This is a genomic window from Paraburkholderia sp. BL17N1, assembly GCF_003634175.1.
GTDB lineage: Bacteria > Pseudomonadota > Gammaproteobacteria > Burkholderiales > Burkholderiaceae > Paraburkholderia.
In genome coordinates this window covers 680,711-697,603 of the sequence record NZ_RBIW01000002.1, presented here as the reverse complement: position 1 = coordinate 697,603, position 16,893 = coordinate 680,711, and the positions used below count along the sequence as shown (strand labels likewise).

Genomic DNA, 16,893 nt, shown 5'->3' with positions numbered 1-16,893 from the left:
GCACATATCGACATCATGTCCACTACTCCATCGACTATCGCTCCGCCGAGCGCGGCGCAGACCGCCAAACCGGCACGCCGCATTCCGTGGATGTTGCTCGCGATCATCACGGTTCTTGCCGTGCTGGCGCTTGCGGCGTCGTACTGGTTCTTCGTCGGCCGCTTCGTCGAAACGACTGACGATGCCTACGTGGGCGGCGATGTCACGGTGATGGCGCCGAAGGTGAACGGCTTCGTCAAGGACGTGCTCGTGCACGACAACCAGTTCGTCCACGCGAACGAGGTGCTGATCCGGCTGGATGCGCGCGATTACGACGCGCGGCTCGCGCAGGCCACGGCGGAAGTGCAGAGCGCGCAGGCCTCGGTGACCGAACTGCAGGCGAAGAAGTCCTTGCAGCTCGCCACCATCAACGAGCAGGCCGCCGAAGTCCGCGCGTCCGGCGCCGAACTGACGCGTAGCGCCGCGGACCAGACGCGCTACCGCGAACTGGTGAAGGACGACGCGGTATCGAATCAGGTCGTCGAACGTGCGAATGCTGATTTGACCAAGGCGCGCGCGGCTGTGGATCGCAGCGGTGCCGCGCTGATCGCGGCGCAACGGCAGATCGCCGTGCTCGACGCGCAGATCGGCGACGCCGAGGCGCGCATCGCGACGGCGCAGGCCGCCCAGCGTGTCGCGGCGCTGAACGTGGAATACACGACGATTCGCTCGCCGATCGACGGCTATGTCGGCAATCGCACGGCGCGTGTCGGCCTGCTGGCGAACACCGGCGTGTCGCTGCTGACCGTGGTGCCATCAAGCGGTTTGTGGATCGACGCCAACTTCAAGGAAGACCAGTTGAAGAAGATGCGCGTCGGCGACAGCGTCGATGTCGATCTCGACGCCTCGAGCACGCCGATTCACGGCGTGGTTGAAAGTCTGGCGCCGGCCACCGGCGCGACCTTCAGCGTGCTGCCCGCCGAGAACGCCACTGGCAACTTCACGAAGATCGTGCAGCGTGTGCCGGTGCGTGTGCGGCTGGATGTGCCGAAGACCATGCAAGGCGTGCTGCGTCCGGGCCTGTCGGCCACGGTGAAAGTGCATGTCGATAGCGGCAGCACGCCGGCGCGCGGATAAGCCGATCATGACTCAAGTTCTCGCCAACCCCGCCGACCTGCCGACGCGAATCAAAGTCCTGGCGTTCACGTTGATGTGCATCGGTTTTTTCATGGCGACGCTCGATATCCAGATCGTGGCGTCGTCGCTCAAGGACATCGGCGGCGGCTTGTCCGCGAGCCAGGACGAACTCTCGTGGGTGCAGACGTCGTATCTGATCGCTGAAATTCTGGTGATCCCGATGTCCGGCTGGCTCACCCGCGTGTTCTCCACGCGCTGGGTGTTCGCGTTTTCCGCGCTCGGCTTCACGCTCACCAGCATGCTGTGCGGACTCGCATGGGACATCAACTCGATGATCCTGTTCCGCGGGCTGCAAGGCGCGCTCGGCGCCGCGATGATCCCGACGGTGTTCACCACCGCGTTCGTGCTGTTCCCCGGCAAGCAGCGCCTGATCGCCTCCACCACCATCAGCGCGCTCGCCACACTCGCGCCGACCATTGGTCCGGTGATCGGCGGCTGGATCACGTCGCAATGGTCGTGGCACTGGCTGTTCTATCTGAACCTCGTGCCGGGCCTCGCCGTCACGCTGTTGGTGCCGAAGTACGTGCACTTCGACAACGTCGACCTGTCGCTGCTGAAGAAGGGCGATTACCTCGGCATCCTGTTGATGTCCGGTTTTCTCGGTTGCCTCGAATACGTGCTGGAAGAAGGGCCGCGCAAGAACTGGTTCGGCGATCACGTGATCCTGACGTGCGCATGGATCACCGCGATCTGCGGGTTTCTGTTCCTCGTGCATGCGTTCACCGCAAAAGAACCGATCGTCGACTTGCGCGCGCTGGCGATCCGCAACTTCGGCATTGGCAGTCTGCTGTCGTTCATCACCGGGATCGGGATTTTCTGCGCGGTGTTCCTGACGCCGGTGTTCCTGTCCCGTGTGCGTGGTTTCGATTCGTTGCAGATTGGTGTGGCGCTGCTGTCGGTCGGCTGTTTTCAACTGGTGGCGATGGTGGTGTATTCGATAGTCGCGCGCTTTATCGATATGCGGATCCTGCTGGTGTTCGGCCTGGTGCTGTTCGGCGTCGGCTGTTATCTGTATGTGCCGCTGACGAATCAATGGGGCTGGCAGGAATTGCTGATTCCGCAAGCGTTGCGCGGCATCGGCCAGCAGTTCTGCATTCCACCCATCGTGACGATGGCGCTGGGTTCGTTGCCGATGTCGAGGCTTCGTTCCGCCAGCGGCCTGTTCAACCTGATGCGTAACCTCGGCGGCGCGATCGGCATTGCCGTGAGCAGCACGATGCTCAATGACCGGCTGAACCTTCACTACGAGCGGCTCGATGAACATCTGAACGTGGGCCGTCCGGTGGTCGAATCGATCTTGCAGCAGCAAAGCGCGCATTTCGCGGCAGTGGGCGGCAACGTGCTGAACGCGGCCAACGCCGGACTCGGTGAACTGCACGCGCTGCTGATGCGTGAAGCACTCGTATTGACGTTCTCCGACACGTTTTACGCCCTGTCGCTGTGTTTCGTCGTCGGCCTGCTGAGCGTGCTGTTCTCGCGCCCGTTCGGCAACACCGCACCGCCGCCCGACGCTCATTGAGGAATCCAACATGAAACCGATCCTTTTCAAAGTACTGGCGAGCGCCGCCTTGCTGACGCTCGCGGCGTGCGCGGTGCAACCGGAAACGCACGCGGATTTGCCGCAAACCGTGAAGACCGTCGCGCCTGCCGCGTGGAATGTCGACGCACCGCAAGACAGCGTCAGCGCCAACGCGTGGTGGGAGCAATTCGGCGACCCGGTCATGCATCAACTGGTCGAATCCGTGTTGACCGGCAATCTCGATGTGCAGGCGGCAGTGGAGCGCGTCAGGCAGGCGCAGGATCTGGCGAAGCAGAATCGCGCGGCCCTGCTGCCGGAATTGAATGCGAGCGCGACCGCGTCCGACTCGCGTCAGAACACGCCGCCGCCGCTCGGCTATGTGCGCCAGGCCGGCGTCGGCTTGACGGCGAGCTGGACGCCCGACGTGTTCGGCGGCGAACGTCTTGCCGTGCTGGCGGCGCAGGCGCAAGTGTCGGGACGCCAGTCCGCGTTGAACGAGGTGCGCCTCGCGCTCGCGGCGAATACGGCGGCAGCGTATATCGATCTTCGCTGGGCGCAATCGCAGTTGCAGATTCTGAGCGACAACGAGCAGATCCGCGCACGCGCGCTGAAGCTCACGCAGCAGCGTCTGCACTATGGGCTGTCGACGCAACTCGACGTTGCGCGCGCGCAGAACCAGCTCCAGGATTTGCAGGCGCAGATTCCCCGCGTGCAGTCGGCGGTGCAGCATCAATTGAGTCTGATCGCGGTGTATTCGGGGCGCACGCCGGAAAGCGTCGACAGCTTGCTGCTCGCCAAGGCACGCGATATCCCGGTGCCCGCGCAGAGCGTGCCGCAGATGCTGCCTTCGGAAGCACTCCTGCAGCGTCCCGACGTGCGCACCGCCTACGCGACGGTCGAGCAGCGCGCGGCGGAAGTGGGCGTGTCGAAGGCGCAGCGCTATCCGCAGTTCCGCCTCAATCTCGCCGACGGCCTGCTGGCCTCGTCTTATCTCGGCTTGCCGACGCTGACCGACAACCTTTTCAGCGCCGCATTAAGCGCGACGAGCCCGATCTTCAACGCGGGCCGCATCACCGCGAATATCGACGCGAGCGAGAGCCGCATGCGCGAATCGCAACTCGGTCTGCAGCAGACCATGCTGCAAGCGCTCAAGGAAATCGAGGACAACCGCAGCGATCTGGTGAGCGGCGCGGTGCAGGTGCAACGTCTTGGCGGCGCGCTCGATGCGTCGAATCAGGCGCTGCGTTTGTCGAGCGAACTGTACAAGGGCGGCGCGGCGGATTTTCTCGATGTGCTCACCGCGCAGGAGGCGTATCTGCGCGACGCGGAGTCCTTGAACCAGGCCAGGCGCGAGCATGCGCTCTCGGCGGTGGCGTTGTACCGGTCGCTCGGTGGCGGCTGGGATGTGCCTGACGCGGTCACGGCGGTATCGTCGAACAACTGAACACTTGAACAAGCGATCGACCGATGCACGGGCGTGGCCAATGAGGTGTTGAACCAACTGGAGAGAAATGATGGCGAATCAGCGAGAAGTAGTGATCTGCAATCCGGTGAGAACGCCGATCGGCGCATTCGGCGGGGCGCTGAAGGACGTGCCCGCAACGGAGCTAGGCGCGCTCGCCGTGCGCGAGACGCTGCGCCGCAGCGGGCTCGACGCGGCTGAGCTGGCATCGGTCGTGATGGGCAATGTGATTCAGGCTGGCAACAAGATGAATCCCGCGCGCCAGGCGTCGATCGGCGGCGGCGTGCCGGTGGCCGTGCCGGCATTGACGGTCAATCGCGTATGCGGCTCGGGCGCGCAGGCGATCGCGTCGGCGGCCCAGGAAATCCTGCTGGGTCTCGGCGATGCGGCCGTGGCGGGCGGCATGGAAAACATGGACCGCGCGCCGTATCTGCTCGACGGCGGCCGCTGGGGCTACCGCATGGGCAACGCGCAAATCCACGACAGCCTGTTGCGCGACGGCCTGAACGACGCGTTTTCCGGCGAGCATTCCGGCTGGCACACGGAAGACCTCGTCGCGCAGTTCGATATCACGCGAGAAACGCAGGACCGTTGGGCGGCGCGCTCGCAGCAGCGATTCAGTGAAGCCCAAGCGCGCGGCGATTTCGACGTTGAACTGGTTGCCGTGGAAATAGCCGGGCGCAAAGGCCCGCAACATTTCACGCGCGATGAACAACCGCGTCCCGACACCACGGTGGACACGCTCGCGAAACTGCGGCCGGCATTTCGCCCCGATGGCACGATCACTGCGGGCAACGCGCCCGGATTGAACAGCGGCGCAGCCGCGATGCTGGTGGCCGAGCGCGGTTTCGCGGAAGCACGCGGCATCGCGCCGCTCGCGCGTCTCGTGTCTTATGGCGTCGCCGCTGTCGAACCCGGCATGTTCGGCCTCGGTCCCGTTCCGGCGGTGCAGATGGCGTTGGCACGAGCCGGTTGGCAACTGCACGATGTCGAGCGTTTCGAAATCAACGAAGCATTTGCCGCCGTGCCGATCGCGGTCGCCCGCAAGCTCGGCATCGCGGACGAGTTGATCAACGTGCAAGGCGGCGCGATTGCGCACGGTCATCCGATCGGCGCGACGGGCGCCGTGCTGACCACGCGCCTGCTTCATTCGATGCAGCGCGATGGCATCAAACGCGGCATCGTGACGCTGTGCATTGGCGGCGGTCAAGGTATCGCGTTGGCATTGGAAATGCTGTGAGTTTGAACCGATAGCAGCAGGGTGCGTCGATGCGCGATAGACATGTCGATGCACCTCGCTGCGATTCCTGAGATGCGCGGCGCATCAACCGCGGGGTATTCCGCGGCACTAGAGTGACGGCCCATATTTAAAGTTTTTATTCCGGTACCGGTTTCGTTTAGCATCACTGCCACTTTCACGAGAACATCACGAGACATGGCACTGATCGTTAGAAACATCTTGGGCATTGCAGTACTGCTACTCATCGCGTTCATCTTTTCCACCAACCGGGGCGCCATCCGCTTACGGACTGTAATCAGCGCGCTGCTGGCGCAGGTCGGAATCGGCGCGTTCATTCTGTTCGTGCCGCTCGGCAAGTCGATCCTTTCGGGCGCGGCGTCCGCCGTCAATCATGTGCTCGGCTATGGCAACGCCGGTATCGAGTTCCTGTTCGGCGGCCTCGTGCAGGCGAAAATGTTCCAGGTCTTCGGCGACGGCGGTTTCGTGTTCGCCGTGCGTGTGCTGCCGGCCATCATCTTCGTCACTGCGTTGATCTCCGTGCTGTATTACCTCGGCGTGATGCGCTGGATCGTTATCGTGCTCGGCACGGTGTTTCAGAAACTGCTCGGCGTGTCGAAGATCGAATCGTTTTCCGCGGTCACCACGATTTTCCTCGGCCAGAGCGAAATGCCCGCCGTAGTCAAACCGTTCACGCCTGACATGACGGGCGCCGAACTGTTCGCGGTGATGTCGAGCGGCATGGCGGCCGTTGCCGGTTCGGTGCTGGCGGGCTATGCGGGCCTCGGCGTGCGCATCGAGTATCTGCTGGCGGCATCGTTCATGGCGGTGCCGGGCGGCTTGCTGTTCGCCAAGATCATTCATCCGTCCACCGAGCCGAGCCGCGTTCGTCTCGACAACCTCAACTTCGACGAGAAACGTCCCGCCAATATCATCGAAGCCGCGAGTTCCGGCGCGACCGTCGGCCTGAAAATCGCGGTGATGGTCGGCGCGATGCTGATCGCGTTTGTCGGTCTGATCGCGTTGGTCAACGGAATCGTGGGCGGCGTGGGCGGCTGGTTCGGCCATCCGCAACTGTCGATGCAATCGGTGCTCGGCGTGGTCTTCGCGCCACTCGCGTATCTGATCGGCGTGCCGTGGAACGAGGCCACGATTGCCGGCAACTTCCTCGGGCAGAAAGTCATTCTCAACGAGTTCGTCGCGTATGCGTCGCTATCGCCGTATCTGAAGGACGCCGCGAGCGTGACGGCGGCCGGTCTGACGGCGCTCGATCCGCGTACCATTGCTATCCTGTCGTTTGCGTTGTGCGGCTTCGCGAACTTTTCGTCGATCGCGGTGCTGACGGGCGGCTTTAGTGCCGTCGCGCCGGGACGCCGTGCCGAAGTCGCGCGCTACGGCCTGCGTGTCGTGCTCGCCGCGACGCTCTCGAATCTGATGAGCGCCACCATTGCGGGCATGTTCATTACGCTGAATTGAATCGAGGATCGCTGGATGAATATGGAAGAACTGTTGGAACGCGCGGGCCTCGCGCGAGAAAAGGCCTATGCGCCTTATTCGAAGTTCAAGGTCGGCGCGGCGCTGCTGACCAGGGACGGCCAGGTGTTCGACGGCTGCAACGTCGAGAACGCGTCGTATGGTTTGTGCAATTGCGCGGAACGTACCGCGTTTTTCAGCGCCATTGCGGCGGGTTATCAGCGTGACCAGTTCGCCGCGCTCGCCGTAATTGGCGATACGGACGGCCCGATCGCGCCGTGCGGCGCGTGCCGCCAGGTCATCATCGAACTGGGCGGCCCCGAACTGCCGATTCGCCTTGGCAACCTGCATGGCGCCACGCGCGACACCACCGCGCGCGAACAATTGCCGGACGCGTTCTATCTATGAGCAAGCACAAGGTCATCTACGACACCGACCCAGGCGTGGACGATGCCATGGCGCTCGTGTTTCAGGCGCTGCATCCGGATATCGAACTGCTGGGTCTGACGAGCGTATTCGGCAACGCCACTATCGAAACGACTACCCGCAATGCGCGCTTTCTCGCCGGACGGTTCGCTGCCGGCGTGCCGGTCGCGCAGGGCGCGGCGGCGCCGCTCAAGCGCCGCGCACCCGAGCCGCTCGCATGGATTCACGGCGACAACGGGCTCGGCAATATCGCGCTGGATACAACGGACGAGGCTCCGCTCGACGCGCGTCCCGCGCACCGCTTCATCATCGACACGGTGCGCGCGCATCCCGGCGAAGTGACGCTGCTCGCCGTGGGGCCGCTCACGAACCTTGCGCTCGCGCTCGCCGACGATCCGCAGATCGCCGCCCTCGTCAAACAGGTGGTGATCATGGGCGGCGCATTCGGCACGGACGGCGTGCTCGGCAACGTCACGCCCGCGGCGGAAGCCAATATCCTGGCCGACCCGGATGCCGCCGACATCGTGCTTGGCGCGGCCTGGCCGGTCGCGATCGTCGGGCTGGACGTCACGCAGCCAACCATCATGAGCCACGAGTATCTGGCGTCGCTACGCGAACGCGGCGGCGCGGCCGGCCAGTTCGTATGGGAAGTGTCGCGGCACTACGAGGCGTTTCACGAGCAAAGCGCGCAGCTGGCGGGTATCTACGTGCACGATTCGTCGGCGGTGGCCTATATGCTGGCGCCGCATCTCTATACGACGCGCAGCGGCCCCGTGCGCGTGCTGACGGACGGCATCGCGGTGGGTCAGACCATCCAGAAGCCGGCGAGCATGCCGGTGCCCGCGCCGGCCTGGGATAGCCGGCCCGACTGCAAGGCGTGTATCGGGGTGGACGTGCCGGGTATGCTCGAGCTTTACGAGCACACCATTTGCGGCACGCTGTGAACGTGAAAGAGGCACTGGCCTGACGCGCCGGCGGCATTGCCCGATTGATCTGAGGTAAGCCGCTGTGCAATGCAACACGGCGGCTCGCGTCAATCCTGGCCGGTGCCGATCTTCAATCTTTGCTACATTCTGCACACGCGCCGCATTCGCGCCCCCCCGAAACTCTCGCTCGTGGAGGCAAGCGCGTGATCGAAATCTATCAAGAGGCCAAAGATGCGAATTCTTGTAGTAGGGGCGGGCGCAGTAGGCGGCTATTTCGGCGGCCGTCTCGCGGCGGCGGGCCAGGACGTGACCTTCCTCGTGCGTCCAGGCCGGGCGGAAAAACTCAAGCGCGACGGACTCGTCATCAGCAGCGTGCGCGGCGATCTCAATCTGCCCGATCCGCAAACCATTCTCGCCGGCGTCGGCGCCGAGCCGTTCGATCTGGTGCTGCTGAGCTGCAAAGCCTATAGTCTCGACGACGCCATCGACTCCTTCGCGCCGCTCGTCGGCGAGGCGACGCTGATTCTGCCGATGCTCAACGGCATGCGCCATATCGACGTGCTCAACGAAAAGTTCGGCGCGGCGCGCGTGCTGGGCGGCCAATGCGTGATCGCCGCCACGCTCAATGCCGAGCAGCACATCGTGCATCTGAACGACATGCATGCGATCACGTTCGGCGAACAGGCCGGCGGCACGTCGGAGCGTGTTCAGGCGATCGCCGAGGCCATGGCCGGCGCGAATTTCGACACGCTGGTCAGCGACAACATTTTGCTGCGCATGTGGGAGAAGTGGGTGTTCCTGGCCACGCTGGCGGCCAGCACGTGCTTGATGCGCGGTTCGGTCGGCGATATTCTGGCTGCGCCGGACGGCAAGCGCGTGATCGAGAATCTGCTCGGCGAGTGCCGCGCGGTGGCCGAGCACAACGGCTTCACCATGGGCCCGGACTTCGACGCACGCGCCACGCAAACGCTCTTCACGCCTTCGCCGCTCACCGCGTCCATGTTGCGGGATGTGGAAAACCATTCGCATACCGAGGCGGATCACATTCTCGGCGATCTGATTTCGCGCGGCGGCGACGCGCAAAAGGGCGAGCACGGCTTGTCGTTGTTGCGCATCGCCTATAGTCATCTGAAGACGTATGAAGCGAGGCAGGCCCGCACGTCCTGAGCGATGCCACGGGCACGAATCGGGACTTCACGGGCATGGCCAACAGCCTAACGATCAGAGGTGAAGCATGCCGAGCCCCATCGGATCAGTGCCCGCACTCAGTGCCGCTTCGGCCACGATCTTCTCGATCGGTATCGTCTTTCTCGGCTACTGGGGTTTGTATGAACCGACCCAGTGGCGAGTCGCCGACGTCTTCGTATTCGTGTCCGCGCTGATCGGTTTCGGCTGCCTCGGGCTCGTGCCGTGGGTCGCCACGAGTCCTGTCGAACCCGAAGGCAGCGACAGCCGCATTCGCATTGCGCGGCATCTGTTTCTTGTCGGCGTGGTGGGGATCTGGCTGGCGGTGGCGGTGTCGGTCATTTTCTAGAACGACACCCACGCTCACGCATAAAAAACGCGCGCCTTGCACAGTTGCAAGGCGCGCGTTTTTGTTGATGCGCAACCAGTCAGCGCTTAGCGCTCGATTTGCCGGTTCCAGCGCGTATCCCACTGCGCGCGGTGCGCGTTGATCGTGTCCCAATCGACCACCGTCACCTTGTGCACCAGGTCGTCGACGTTGCCGAGACTTTGCTGCATCGGCGGCGTCATCTTCGCGAGACGGTTGGTGGGAATCTGACGGCCGGCTTCGGCGGCCTTGGTCTGCGCCGGCGCGGACAACAGGAATTGCGCGAGCTTCTGCGCCAGTTGCGGATCGGGGTTGTTGTTGACCACGCACAAGTCGACCAGCAACAGCACCGGACCTTCCTTCGGATTCACATAGCCGACCGGAATGCCCTTGTCCGCCAGGTCGCCCACGGCGGTCGGCGTCAACGGGAACAGGCCTGCTTCGCCGGTCTGGACCATTTCGGAAATCTTCGCGGAGTTCGGCACGTACTCGACCACGTTCGGTCCCACCGTGCTCGCCCATTTCGTGAAGCCCGGCTCCACGTTCTGCTCGCTGCCGCCCATCAGGCGGTTGATGGCGAGAAAGCCGTGCAGCCCGAAGGTGCTGCTCGACGCCGACTGGAACACCACCTTGCCCTTGTATTTCGGATCGGCGAAATCCATCCACGAGGTCGGCGGCGCCCAGCCTTTTTCAGCGAACAGCTTCTTGTTGTACGCAATGCCGGTCATGCCGAGTTGCACGCCCGCGCCCATGTCGTCCTTCATGCGCGCGAACGGATAGAGCTCCTTGAGCACGGGCGCGTCGTCGAGCTTCTTGCACACGCCCATGCTGACCGCGCGCGCCATCACGCCGTCGTCGAGAAACACCACGTGGATCTGCGGGCTGGCTTTGTTGGCGAGCAGCTTGGCGAGAATGTCCGACGACGTGCCCGGCACCACGACCACCTTCACATTGTTGGCCTTCTCGAAGTCGGGCAGCACCTGGCTCGTATAGGCCTTCTCCATCGGGCCGCCGTTCATGCCGATGTAGATCGTCTTGGTTTGCGACCACGCCGGCGCGGCCGCGCCGAATGCGCACAATGCGGCCAGCGCCGCGAGCGTCTTGAACAGTTTCATTAAGGGGCTCCTGAGGTTCACTAAACGAGGACTTAAGCGACCGGTGAGGTTGCGACAGCAGCAAAGCGGCCAATCGAAAAAGCGTCGAGTGGCGTCGCGGTGGCACCGTCGACGACGAGATCGGCGAGCACTTCGCCGACGCCCGGCGCGAGCAGGAAGCCGCCGCCTGAAAAACCGAATGCATGCAACAGACGCGGCACGCCACGGCTCGCACCGATGATCGGATTGCTGTCGGGCGTTTCGCCTTCCACGCCGCTCCATGTGCGGATCAGCAGCGCCTCGCGCAAGGCGGGCAGCAGCGCGCACGCGTCGCGCATCACGGCGCGCGTGGTATCCGTCGACGGCTGGCCGTATTCGCCGTCGCCATGTCCGCGTCCGCCGCCGATCACGCAATTGCCGCGCGCCACTTGCCGCGCGTAGATGCCGCCGCCATACACGCCCAGGTTGTGGGCGATGAAGAGCGGCAACGGTTCCGTGACCCACATGTTCGGGTAGATCGGTTTCATCGGCGCGGTCTCGCCGAAATAGCCCGCCACCGTATTCGCCCACGCCCCTGCCGAATTGATGAGCCAGTCGGCGCTGATGCGCAGATCGCCGGCGCGCAGTTGAAAGCGCGTGCCGTCGTGATGAATGTCGGTGAGTTCGGTTTGTTCGCGCACATCCGCACCCGCAGCCCGCGCGGCGCGCGCGAAGGCGGGCGACACCAGCCGCGGGTTCGCATGACCGTCGGTGGCGCACAGCGAGCCGCCCACGGCCGCCGGCCCGAGCCACGGGTAGCGCTGGCGGAACGCCGCGCCGCTGATCAGTTGCGTGTGCAGTCCATAGTCGCGCGCCATGTCGGCCCACGTCTGCAGCGCGGCGAGATCGCTTTCGCTGCGAGCAAGGCGCAAATGTCCCGACATCGTGAACTCGCCGTCGATGCCGATCAACTCCGGCAAGCGGTCCCAGATACGTCGTGCGCGGATTGCGAGCGGCATCTGTTCCACCGGCCGGCCCTGGCAGCGCACGCCGCCGTAGTTCACGCCGCTTGCCTGTGCGCCGCAATAGCGCCGCTCGAACAGGCCCACGCGCAAGCCGCGTTTCGCCAATGCCAGTGCCGCCGATGAACCGACCAGGCCGCCACCCGCAATCGCGACGTCGTAATGCAGCGTGTTACTCATCGCGCGCCTCCGCGGGGATGTCGGCGACGTCATCGGCATACATTTCCGGCGCGAGCGGAATCGGTTTGACGGGCGGCTGGCTGCGCAAACGGCCCACTGCGTCGAGCGGCTTGCCGGTTTCCCCGGCGAGCAGGGTCAGCGCGGCTTCGCCGCACATGCGTCCCTGGCAGCGGCCCATGCCGACGCGCGTGAGCGCCTTCAGCCGGTTGATCTCATTCGCTTCGCCACCGCGGATGCAGCGCCGTAACGTGCCCGCGTCGATCTCTTCGCAGCGGCACACGGTCATGTCGTCCGGCCATTGCGACGCGCAGTTGGCCGGCGGAGCGAAGGCTGTTTCGATGCCCTCGCGAAACACCGCGATACGTTTCAGACTACGCTCGATCGATGCCGCGTCGGGCATGCGCACACCACGCGGATGCGCGATGCCGAGATCGTCGAGCAAGGCGAGCGCGGCGCGGCGCCCCGCCAGTTCGGCGGCGTCCGCGCCGGCGATGCCCGCGCCGTCGCCGGCGAGATAGAGGCCGGGCACGGAACTGCGGCCCGCTTGGTCGACTTCAGGCAGCCAGCAACGGTTGGTTGCGTCGAAGCGGAAGCGGCAGCCCGCGAGATCGGCGAGTTGCGTCTCGGGTTTGAGGCCGAAGCTCACGCCGACCGCGTCGCATGCAATGGTTTCAGTCGGCGAGCCTTCGCGCGACGCGCGCCATTCGAGCGCTTGCACACCATCCGCGCCACGAATGCCGACCAGCGTCACATCACGCTCGATCCGCACACCATGCGTTTTCAGCCAGCCGACGTAATACAGGCCCTTCGCGAAAGTGGACGGCAGACGCGCGAGTTTCGGCGCCGCGGCGATCTGCTGCGAGAACGGACTCGTGTCGAGCACGGCCATGACTTGCGCGCCGGCTTTCACGTATTGATACGCCACGAGATATAACAGCGGTCCGGTGCCGGCCAGCACGACGCGTCGGCCGATTGCGCAGCCTTGCGCCTTCAGCGCGACCTGGGCCGCGCCGAGCGTGTAGACGCCAGGCAAGGTCCAGCCCGGCACCGGCAGCACGCGGTCGGTCGCGCCGCTGGCGATGATCAGATGCGAGAACGGCACGCGCTGCTCGCGTCCCGCATGCAACGTATCGAGCCGGCCTGCTTCGCAGGCCCACGCGAGCGTGTCGGGGCGATAGTCGAGGTGAGGCAGCATCGCGGCCATGGTCGAATGCAAGGCTTCGGCCTTGTGCGCTTCGAAACCGTAGAGCGTTTTTTTCGAGCGCTCGAAGCCGCCGTTCTCCGGCGGTTGCCGATAAATCTGGCCGCCCCAGCGCGCGTTTTCATCGATCACGATCGGCTTCACGCCAGCCGCGACCAGCGTCTCGGCAGCGCGTACGCCCGCCGGCCCGGCGCCGACGATCACGATGCGGCGTTCGTCGCTCATCGGGCGTCTCCGGTTTCATTTAGCGCGCCGAGACCGGCGTCGGCGCCGATTGCGGTCGTGGCGAAGCGCGTCAGCACGCGCATGCCTTCGCTTACGAGCGTCGAGCACGCGCGCACGCGTTTGCCGTCTTCGGTGCGCATCCAGCAGTCCTGGCATGCGCCGATCAGGCAGAAGCCCGCGCGCGGCGCGCCGCTGAATTCGCTTTCGCGCACGTGGCGCTGCTGCATCAACACAGCGGTCAGCAGCGTATCGCCTTGCAGCGCGGCGACCTGTTCGCCGTCGAGATAGAAGTGCAGCGTTGCGCGCCGCGTTTCCGCCACGCGAACGAACTGCGGCTCGCGGCGCGCGGCGTCCGCGTGGGTAGACGGTGAATGGGACGGCAGCGTGGACGGCATGAGAGCGTGGTCGGAAGAGGACATCAGTGCTGGCCGATCAGAATGCGGTTCAGGCCGTACACGCGGTCGAGCAGCAGCATCGCGCCGCCGGTAATGAAGATCACCAGCGCGGAGACGGAGGCCATCATCGGATCGATCGATTCGGTGGCGTACATATACATGCGCACCGGCAGCGTGACGGTTTGCGGCGAGGTGACGAAGATCGACATGGTCAATTCGTCGAAGCTGTTGATGAAGGCCAGCAGCCAGCCGCCGGTAATGCCAGGCAGAATCATCGGGAAGGTGATGCGGCGAAAGGTGGTCCACGGGTCGGCGCCGAGCGAGTGCGCGGCATGCTCGATACTGCGATCGAGGCCGCTCACCGACGCCAGCACGAGCCGCATCACGAACGGCGTGATGATGATCATGTGCGCGAGCACGAGCCACGCGAACGAGCCGGTCGCGCCAATCAGCGCGAAGAAGCGCAGCAGCGCGATGCCGAGTACGAGGCCGGGAATCACGAGTGGCGACAGCAACAGGCCGTTGAGAAAGCTGCGCCCCGGAAAACGCGCGCGGCCGATGGCAAGCGCGGCGGGCAACGCCACGATCAGCGACAGCGTCGCCGAAGCGAACGCCAGTTTCAGGCTGTTGAAGAACGCGCCGATGAAATCCGGGTAATTGAGGATCGCGCGGAACCAGCGCAATGAGACGCCGTGCGTCGGCAACGTGAGCGTTTCGTCGGGCGTGAAGGCGACCAGCACGACGATCACGAGCGGCGCGAGCACGAACGCAATCACTAGCGTATGGAAAATCAGCGCGATGGGGCCGTTTCTTCTCATGATGATTTCACTGAATATGCCGATGAAAGTGCCGATGAATTAACCGAGGCTTCTGGTGTACCTGCGCTCCAGAACCCGGTAATACGTGAGCATCACGATCAGATTCGCGACCAGCAGCAGGAGCGCGATGGTCGCGCCGAGCGGCCAGTTCAGCGAGCCGAGGAATTCGTCGTAGACGGCGGTGGCGGCAACTTTCAGGCGTCGTCCGCCGAGCAGGCCGGGAATCGCGAAGGCGCTCGCCGACAACCCGAACACCATCAGGCTGCCCGACAGAATGCCCGGCGTCAGTTGCGGCAGAACAATGCGGCGCAGCGTGGTGGCGGGCGACGCCATCAGCGAAAGCGCGGCGTTTTCCGTTTGCGGGTCGAGCTTCTGCAGCGCGGTCCACACCGGAATCACCATGAACGGCAGCATCACGTGCACGAGCGCGATGACGATCGCGAAGGTGGTGTACTCCAGCTTGTACGGCCCGAGTCCCACCAGACCGAATGCCTGGTTCACGAGGCCGCCGGTGTTGAGCAGCATGCTCCAGCCGAACGCCCGCACCACTACCGAAACGAGCAGCGGCGCGAGAATCACCAGCAGGAACATCGAGCGATACGGATCGCGCATGCGGGATAGTACGTACGCTTCCGGCGTGCCGATCGCAACGCACAACAGCGTGACGAGAAACGCAATGCCGAAGGTGCGCAAAAAGATGGTGTGGTAATACGATGAACTCAGCACTTCCATGTAATTGCCGAACTGGAACGCGGCGATCGGCCCGCTGGCCGGATCGAAGCGATAGAAGGTCAGCACCAGCGTCATCAGAAGCGGCACCAGCACTAGCGCCACGAACAGCAAAAAAGCCGGCGCGCACATCAGCCAGAGCGGCAAAAATGCTTGCCAGGGCGCACGGCGGGCGTTGGCGGACTTCATGTCGCGGTTGTCGGCGGCGGGCAGCGTACTAGCCATGATGCGCGTCCCGTTGAATGAAGCGGATCGCCTCGCTGTTCCAGTCGACGCCGACCGCCGCGCCTTCGGGCAGCGGCTCCGTGCCTTCGTTCTGGCAGCACACCAGCACTTCGCCGAGGCGGCTGTCCAATCGATACAGCCATTGGCTGCCGAGGAAGAAACGGCTCGTCACGGTGGCCGGCACACGTCCCGCGTTCGGTGCGCACAGGCGCAGTTTTTCCGGACGGATGCACAAGGTCACCGCGTCGCCGACGCCGACCACGCGCTCGCGCGCCGGCAACTGCGCCGTATGTCCCGTCTCCGCGAGATCGTGGCCGAGGTCGATGCGGATCGCGTCGCCGTCGCGTGCCACCACGGTGCCCGGCAGCATGTTGGCCTTGCCGATGAACTGCGAGACGAAGCGATTTTCCGGGCGCTCGTACGCTTCGTACGGCGTGTCGATCTGTGTGATTCGGCCGGCTTCCATCACCACCACGCGATCGCTGATCGACAGCGCTTCGGATTGATCGTGCGTCACCATGATGGTGGTCGTGCCGATCTTGCGTTGAATGCCGCGCAGTTCGAACTGCATGTCTTCGCGCAGCTTGGCGTCGAGATTCGACATTGGTTCGTCGAGCAGCAGCACCGGCGGCGCGATCACAATGGCGCGGGCAATCGCCACACGCTGCCGTTGGCCGCCGGAGAGTTCGCGCGGAAAGCGATGCGCTAGTGCGTCGAGGCGCACCAGCGACAGCGCTTCGCGGATGCGCTCCTTGCGCTCGGCCTTGTCGATGTTGCGCATCTCCAGCCCGAAGCCGACGTTGTCGGCGACGCTCATGTGTGGAAACAGCGCGTAGCTTTGGAACACGATGCCGAGGCCGCGCCTGTTCGGTTTCATGTGCGTGATGTCGCGTCCGTCGAGCGTGATGCGGCCGCGCGTCGTCTCGACGAAACCCGCGATCATCTGCAAGGTGGTGGTCTTGCCGCAGCCGGACGGACCGAGCAGCGAAACGAACTCGCCTTTCTCCACCGACAGGTTCACGTCGGTGACCGCCTGCAGATCGCCGAACGATTTCGTTACGTCCGTGAGTGTGAGGAACGACATGATCTGACCTTTGGATGGTTCGACACCGGTTCAATCGACTACTGCCTCGATGACGCCGACTCTAGCTAGCCAAATTACCGTCAGTCAATTTCAAATTCCGTTTACCGGTACAAGATTGGAAAAAATTCCGACAAACGGAATCTATTCCACGAAACCGGCGACAGGTATTC

At 64.2% G+C, this 16,893-nt stretch carries 16 protein-coding genes; 9 read left to right on the top strand and 7 right to left on the bottom strand.

Annotated features, from left to right (window positions below):
- Positions 1-15: 15 nt before the first annotated feature.
- The 9 genes from B0G82_RS22980 to B0G82_RS22940 all read left to right on the top strand — a co-directional run bounded on the left by B0G82_RS22980 (position 16) and on the right by B0G82_RS22940 (position 9,753).
- Positions 16-1,116 carry an HlyD family secretion protein gene (locus B0G82_RS22980; protein WP_199730157.1) on the top strand — a complete coding sequence of 367 codons (1,101 nt, stop codon included), beginning with the start codon at positions 16-18 and terminating at the stop codon, positions 1,114-1,116.
- Positions 1,117-1,123: 7 nt separating this feature from the next.
- Positions 1,124-2,695 (top strand): DHA2 family efflux MFS transporter permease subunit, encoded by a 1,572-nt coding sequence (locus B0G82_RS22975; RefSeq protein ID WP_121310785.1) that lies wholly within the window; start codon positions 1,124-1,126, stop codon positions 2,693-2,695.
- A 10-nt stretch (positions 2,696-2,705) separates the two neighbouring features.
- Positions 2,706-4,139, top strand: coding sequence for an efflux transporter outer membrane subunit (locus tag B0G82_RS22970; protein ID WP_121309148.1), 1,434 nt, complete (start codon positions 2,706-2,708; stop codon positions 4,137-4,139).
- A 70-nt stretch (positions 4,140-4,209) separates the two neighbouring features.
- On the top strand, positions 4,210-5,397 hold the full coding sequence (locus tag B0G82_RS22965; RefSeq protein WP_121309147.1) for a thiolase family protein: 1,188 nt from the start codon (positions 4,210-4,212) through the stop codon (positions 5,395-5,397).
- A 195-nt stretch (positions 5,398-5,592) separates the two neighbouring features.
- The gene (locus B0G82_RS22960; protein WP_116123271.1) at positions 5,593-6,870 is read left to right on the top strand and encodes a NupC/NupG family nucleoside CNT transporter; all 1,278 of its coding nucleotides are present in this window, start codon (positions 5,593-5,595) and stop codon (positions 6,868-6,870) included.
- 15 nt (positions 6,871-6,885) lie between these two features.
- Positions 6,886-7,275, top strand: coding sequence for a cytidine deaminase (locus B0G82_RS22955; RefSeq protein WP_106277053.1), 390 nt, complete (start codon positions 6,886-6,888; stop codon positions 7,273-7,275).
- The gene (locus tag B0G82_RS22950; RefSeq protein ID WP_121309146.1) at positions 7,272-8,237 is read left to right on the top strand and encodes a nucleoside hydrolase; all 966 of its coding nucleotides are present in this window, start codon (positions 7,272-7,274) and stop codon (positions 8,235-8,237) included. The genes B0G82_RS22955 and B0G82_RS22950 overlap by 4 nt, the downstream gene beginning before the upstream one ends.
- A 213-nt stretch (positions 8,238-8,450) precedes the next feature.
- Positions 8,451-9,386: a 2-dehydropantoate 2-reductase gene (gene panE / locus B0G82_RS22945; RefSeq protein ID WP_121309145.1), complete on the top strand. Its 936-nt coding sequence runs from the start codon at positions 8,451-8,453 to the stop codon at positions 9,384-9,386.
- Positions 9,387-9,453: 67 nt separating this feature from the next.
- Positions 9,454-9,753 carry a hypothetical protein gene (locus tag B0G82_RS22940; RefSeq protein WP_121309144.1) on the top strand — a complete coding sequence of 100 codons (300 nt, stop codon included), beginning with the start codon at positions 9,454-9,456 and terminating at the stop codon, positions 9,751-9,753.
- Positions 9,754-9,839: 86 nt separating this feature from the next.
- Here the strand turns inward: B0G82_RS22940 and B0G82_RS22935 are convergent, their stop codons facing one another.
- From B0G82_RS22935 to B0G82_RS22905, 7 genes are read right to left on the bottom strand one after another with little or no spacing between them, the layout of a single operon-like run.
- Positions 9,840-10,886, bottom strand: a complete 1,047-nt coding sequence (locus tag B0G82_RS22935; protein ID WP_106277060.1) for an ABC transporter substrate-binding protein — start codon at positions 10,884-10,886, stop codon at positions 9,840-9,842.
- A 32-nt stretch (positions 10,887-10,918) separates the two neighbouring features.
- Complete coding sequence (locus B0G82_RS22930; protein WP_121309143.1) at positions 10,919-12,046, bottom strand: FAD-binding oxidoreductase; 1,128 nt, start codon at positions 12,044-12,046, stop codon at positions 10,919-10,921.
- Positions 12,039-13,472 (bottom strand): NAD(P)/FAD-dependent oxidoreductase, encoded by a 1,434-nt coding sequence (locus tag B0G82_RS22925; protein ID WP_121309142.1) that lies wholly within the window; start codon positions 13,470-13,472, stop codon positions 12,039-12,041. Before B0G82_RS22925 ends, B0G82_RS22930 begins: the two co-directional genes overlap by 8 nt.
- On the bottom strand, positions 13,469-13,891 hold the full coding sequence (locus B0G82_RS22920; protein ID WP_121309141.1) for a (2Fe-2S)-binding protein: 423 nt from the start codon (positions 13,889-13,891) through the stop codon (positions 13,469-13,471). The genes B0G82_RS22925 and B0G82_RS22920 overlap by 4 nt, the downstream gene beginning before the upstream one ends.
- Entirely contained in the window at positions 13,891-14,685 is a 795-nt protein-coding gene (locus tag B0G82_RS22915) for an ABC transporter permease (protein WP_106277067.1), read from the bottom strand. Before B0G82_RS22915 ends, B0G82_RS22920 begins: the two co-directional genes overlap by 1 nt.
- Before the next feature lie 39 nt (positions 14,686-14,724).
- Complete coding sequence (locus tag B0G82_RS22910) at positions 14,725-15,639, bottom strand: ABC transporter permease (RefSeq protein WP_121309140.1); 915 nt, start codon at positions 15,637-15,639, stop codon at positions 14,725-14,727.
- Complete coding sequence (locus B0G82_RS22905; RefSeq protein WP_121309139.1) at positions 15,632-16,723, bottom strand: ABC transporter ATP-binding protein; 1,092 nt, start codon at positions 16,721-16,723, stop codon at positions 15,632-15,634. The genes B0G82_RS22910 and B0G82_RS22905 overlap by 8 nt, the downstream gene beginning before the upstream one ends.
- Positions 16,724-16,893: the final 170 nt, after the last annotated feature.

Bases quoted from the DNA above. Each gene is read 5' to 3' on its own strand.
- B0G82_RS22955 (WP_106277053.1), top strand. From the start codon at position 6,886: ATGAATATGGAAGAACTGTTGGAACGCGCGGGCCTCGCGCGAGAAAAG.
- B0G82_RS22910 (WP_121309140.1), bottom strand. From the start codon at position 15,639: ATGGCTAGTACGCTGCCCGCCGCCGACAACCGCGACATGAAGTCCGCC.
- B0G82_RS22940 (WP_121309144.1), top strand. From the start codon at position 9,454: ATGCCGAGCCCCATCGGATCAGTGCCCGCACTCAGTGCCGCTTCGGCC.
- B0G82_RS22975 (WP_121310785.1), top strand. From the start codon at position 1,124: ATGACTCAAGTTCTCGCCAACCCCGCCGACCTGCCGACGCGAATCAAA.
- B0G82_RS22935 (WP_106277060.1), bottom strand. From the start codon at position 10,886: ATGAAACTGTTCAAGACGCTCGCGGCGCTGGCCGCATTGTGCGCATTC.
- B0G82_RS22915 (WP_106277067.1), bottom strand. From the start codon at position 14,685: ATGAGAAGAAACGGCCCCATCGCGCTGATTTTCCATACGCTAGTGATT.
- B0G82_RS22930 (WP_121309143.1), bottom strand. From the start codon at position 12,046: ATGAGTAACACGCTGCATTACGACGTCGCGATTGCGGGTGGCGGCCTG.
- B0G82_RS22925 (WP_121309142.1), bottom strand. From the start codon at position 13,472: ATGAGCGACGAACGCCGCATCGTGATCGTCGGCGCCGGGCCGGCGGGC.
- panE (WP_121309145.1), top strand. From the start codon at position 8,451: ATGCGAATTCTTGTAGTAGGGGCGGGCGCAGTAGGCGGCTATTTCGGC.
- B0G82_RS22950 (WP_121309146.1), top strand. From the start codon at position 7,272: ATGAGCAAGCACAAGGTCATCTACGACACCGACCCAGGCGTGGACGAT.
- B0G82_RS22905 (WP_121309139.1), bottom strand. From the start codon at position 16,723: ATGTCGTTCCTCACACTCACGGACGTAACGAAATCGTTCGGCGATCTG.
- B0G82_RS22920 (WP_121309141.1), bottom strand. From the start codon at position 13,891: ATGTCCTCTTCCGACCACGCTCTCATGCCGTCCACGCTGCCGTCCCAT.
- B0G82_RS22970 (WP_121309148.1), top strand. From the start codon at position 2,706: ATGAAACCGATCCTTTTCAAAGTACTGGCGAGCGCCGCCTTGCTGACG.
- B0G82_RS22980 (WP_199730157.1), top strand. From the start codon at position 16: ATGTCCACTACTCCATCGACTATCGCTCCGCCGAGCGCGGCGCAGACC.
- B0G82_RS22960 (WP_116123271.1), top strand. From the start codon at position 5,593: ATGGCACTGATCGTTAGAAACATCTTGGGCATTGCAGTACTGCTACTC.
- B0G82_RS22965 (WP_121309147.1), top strand. From the start codon at position 4,210: ATGGCGAATCAGCGAGAAGTAGTGATCTGCAATCCGGTGAGAACGCCG.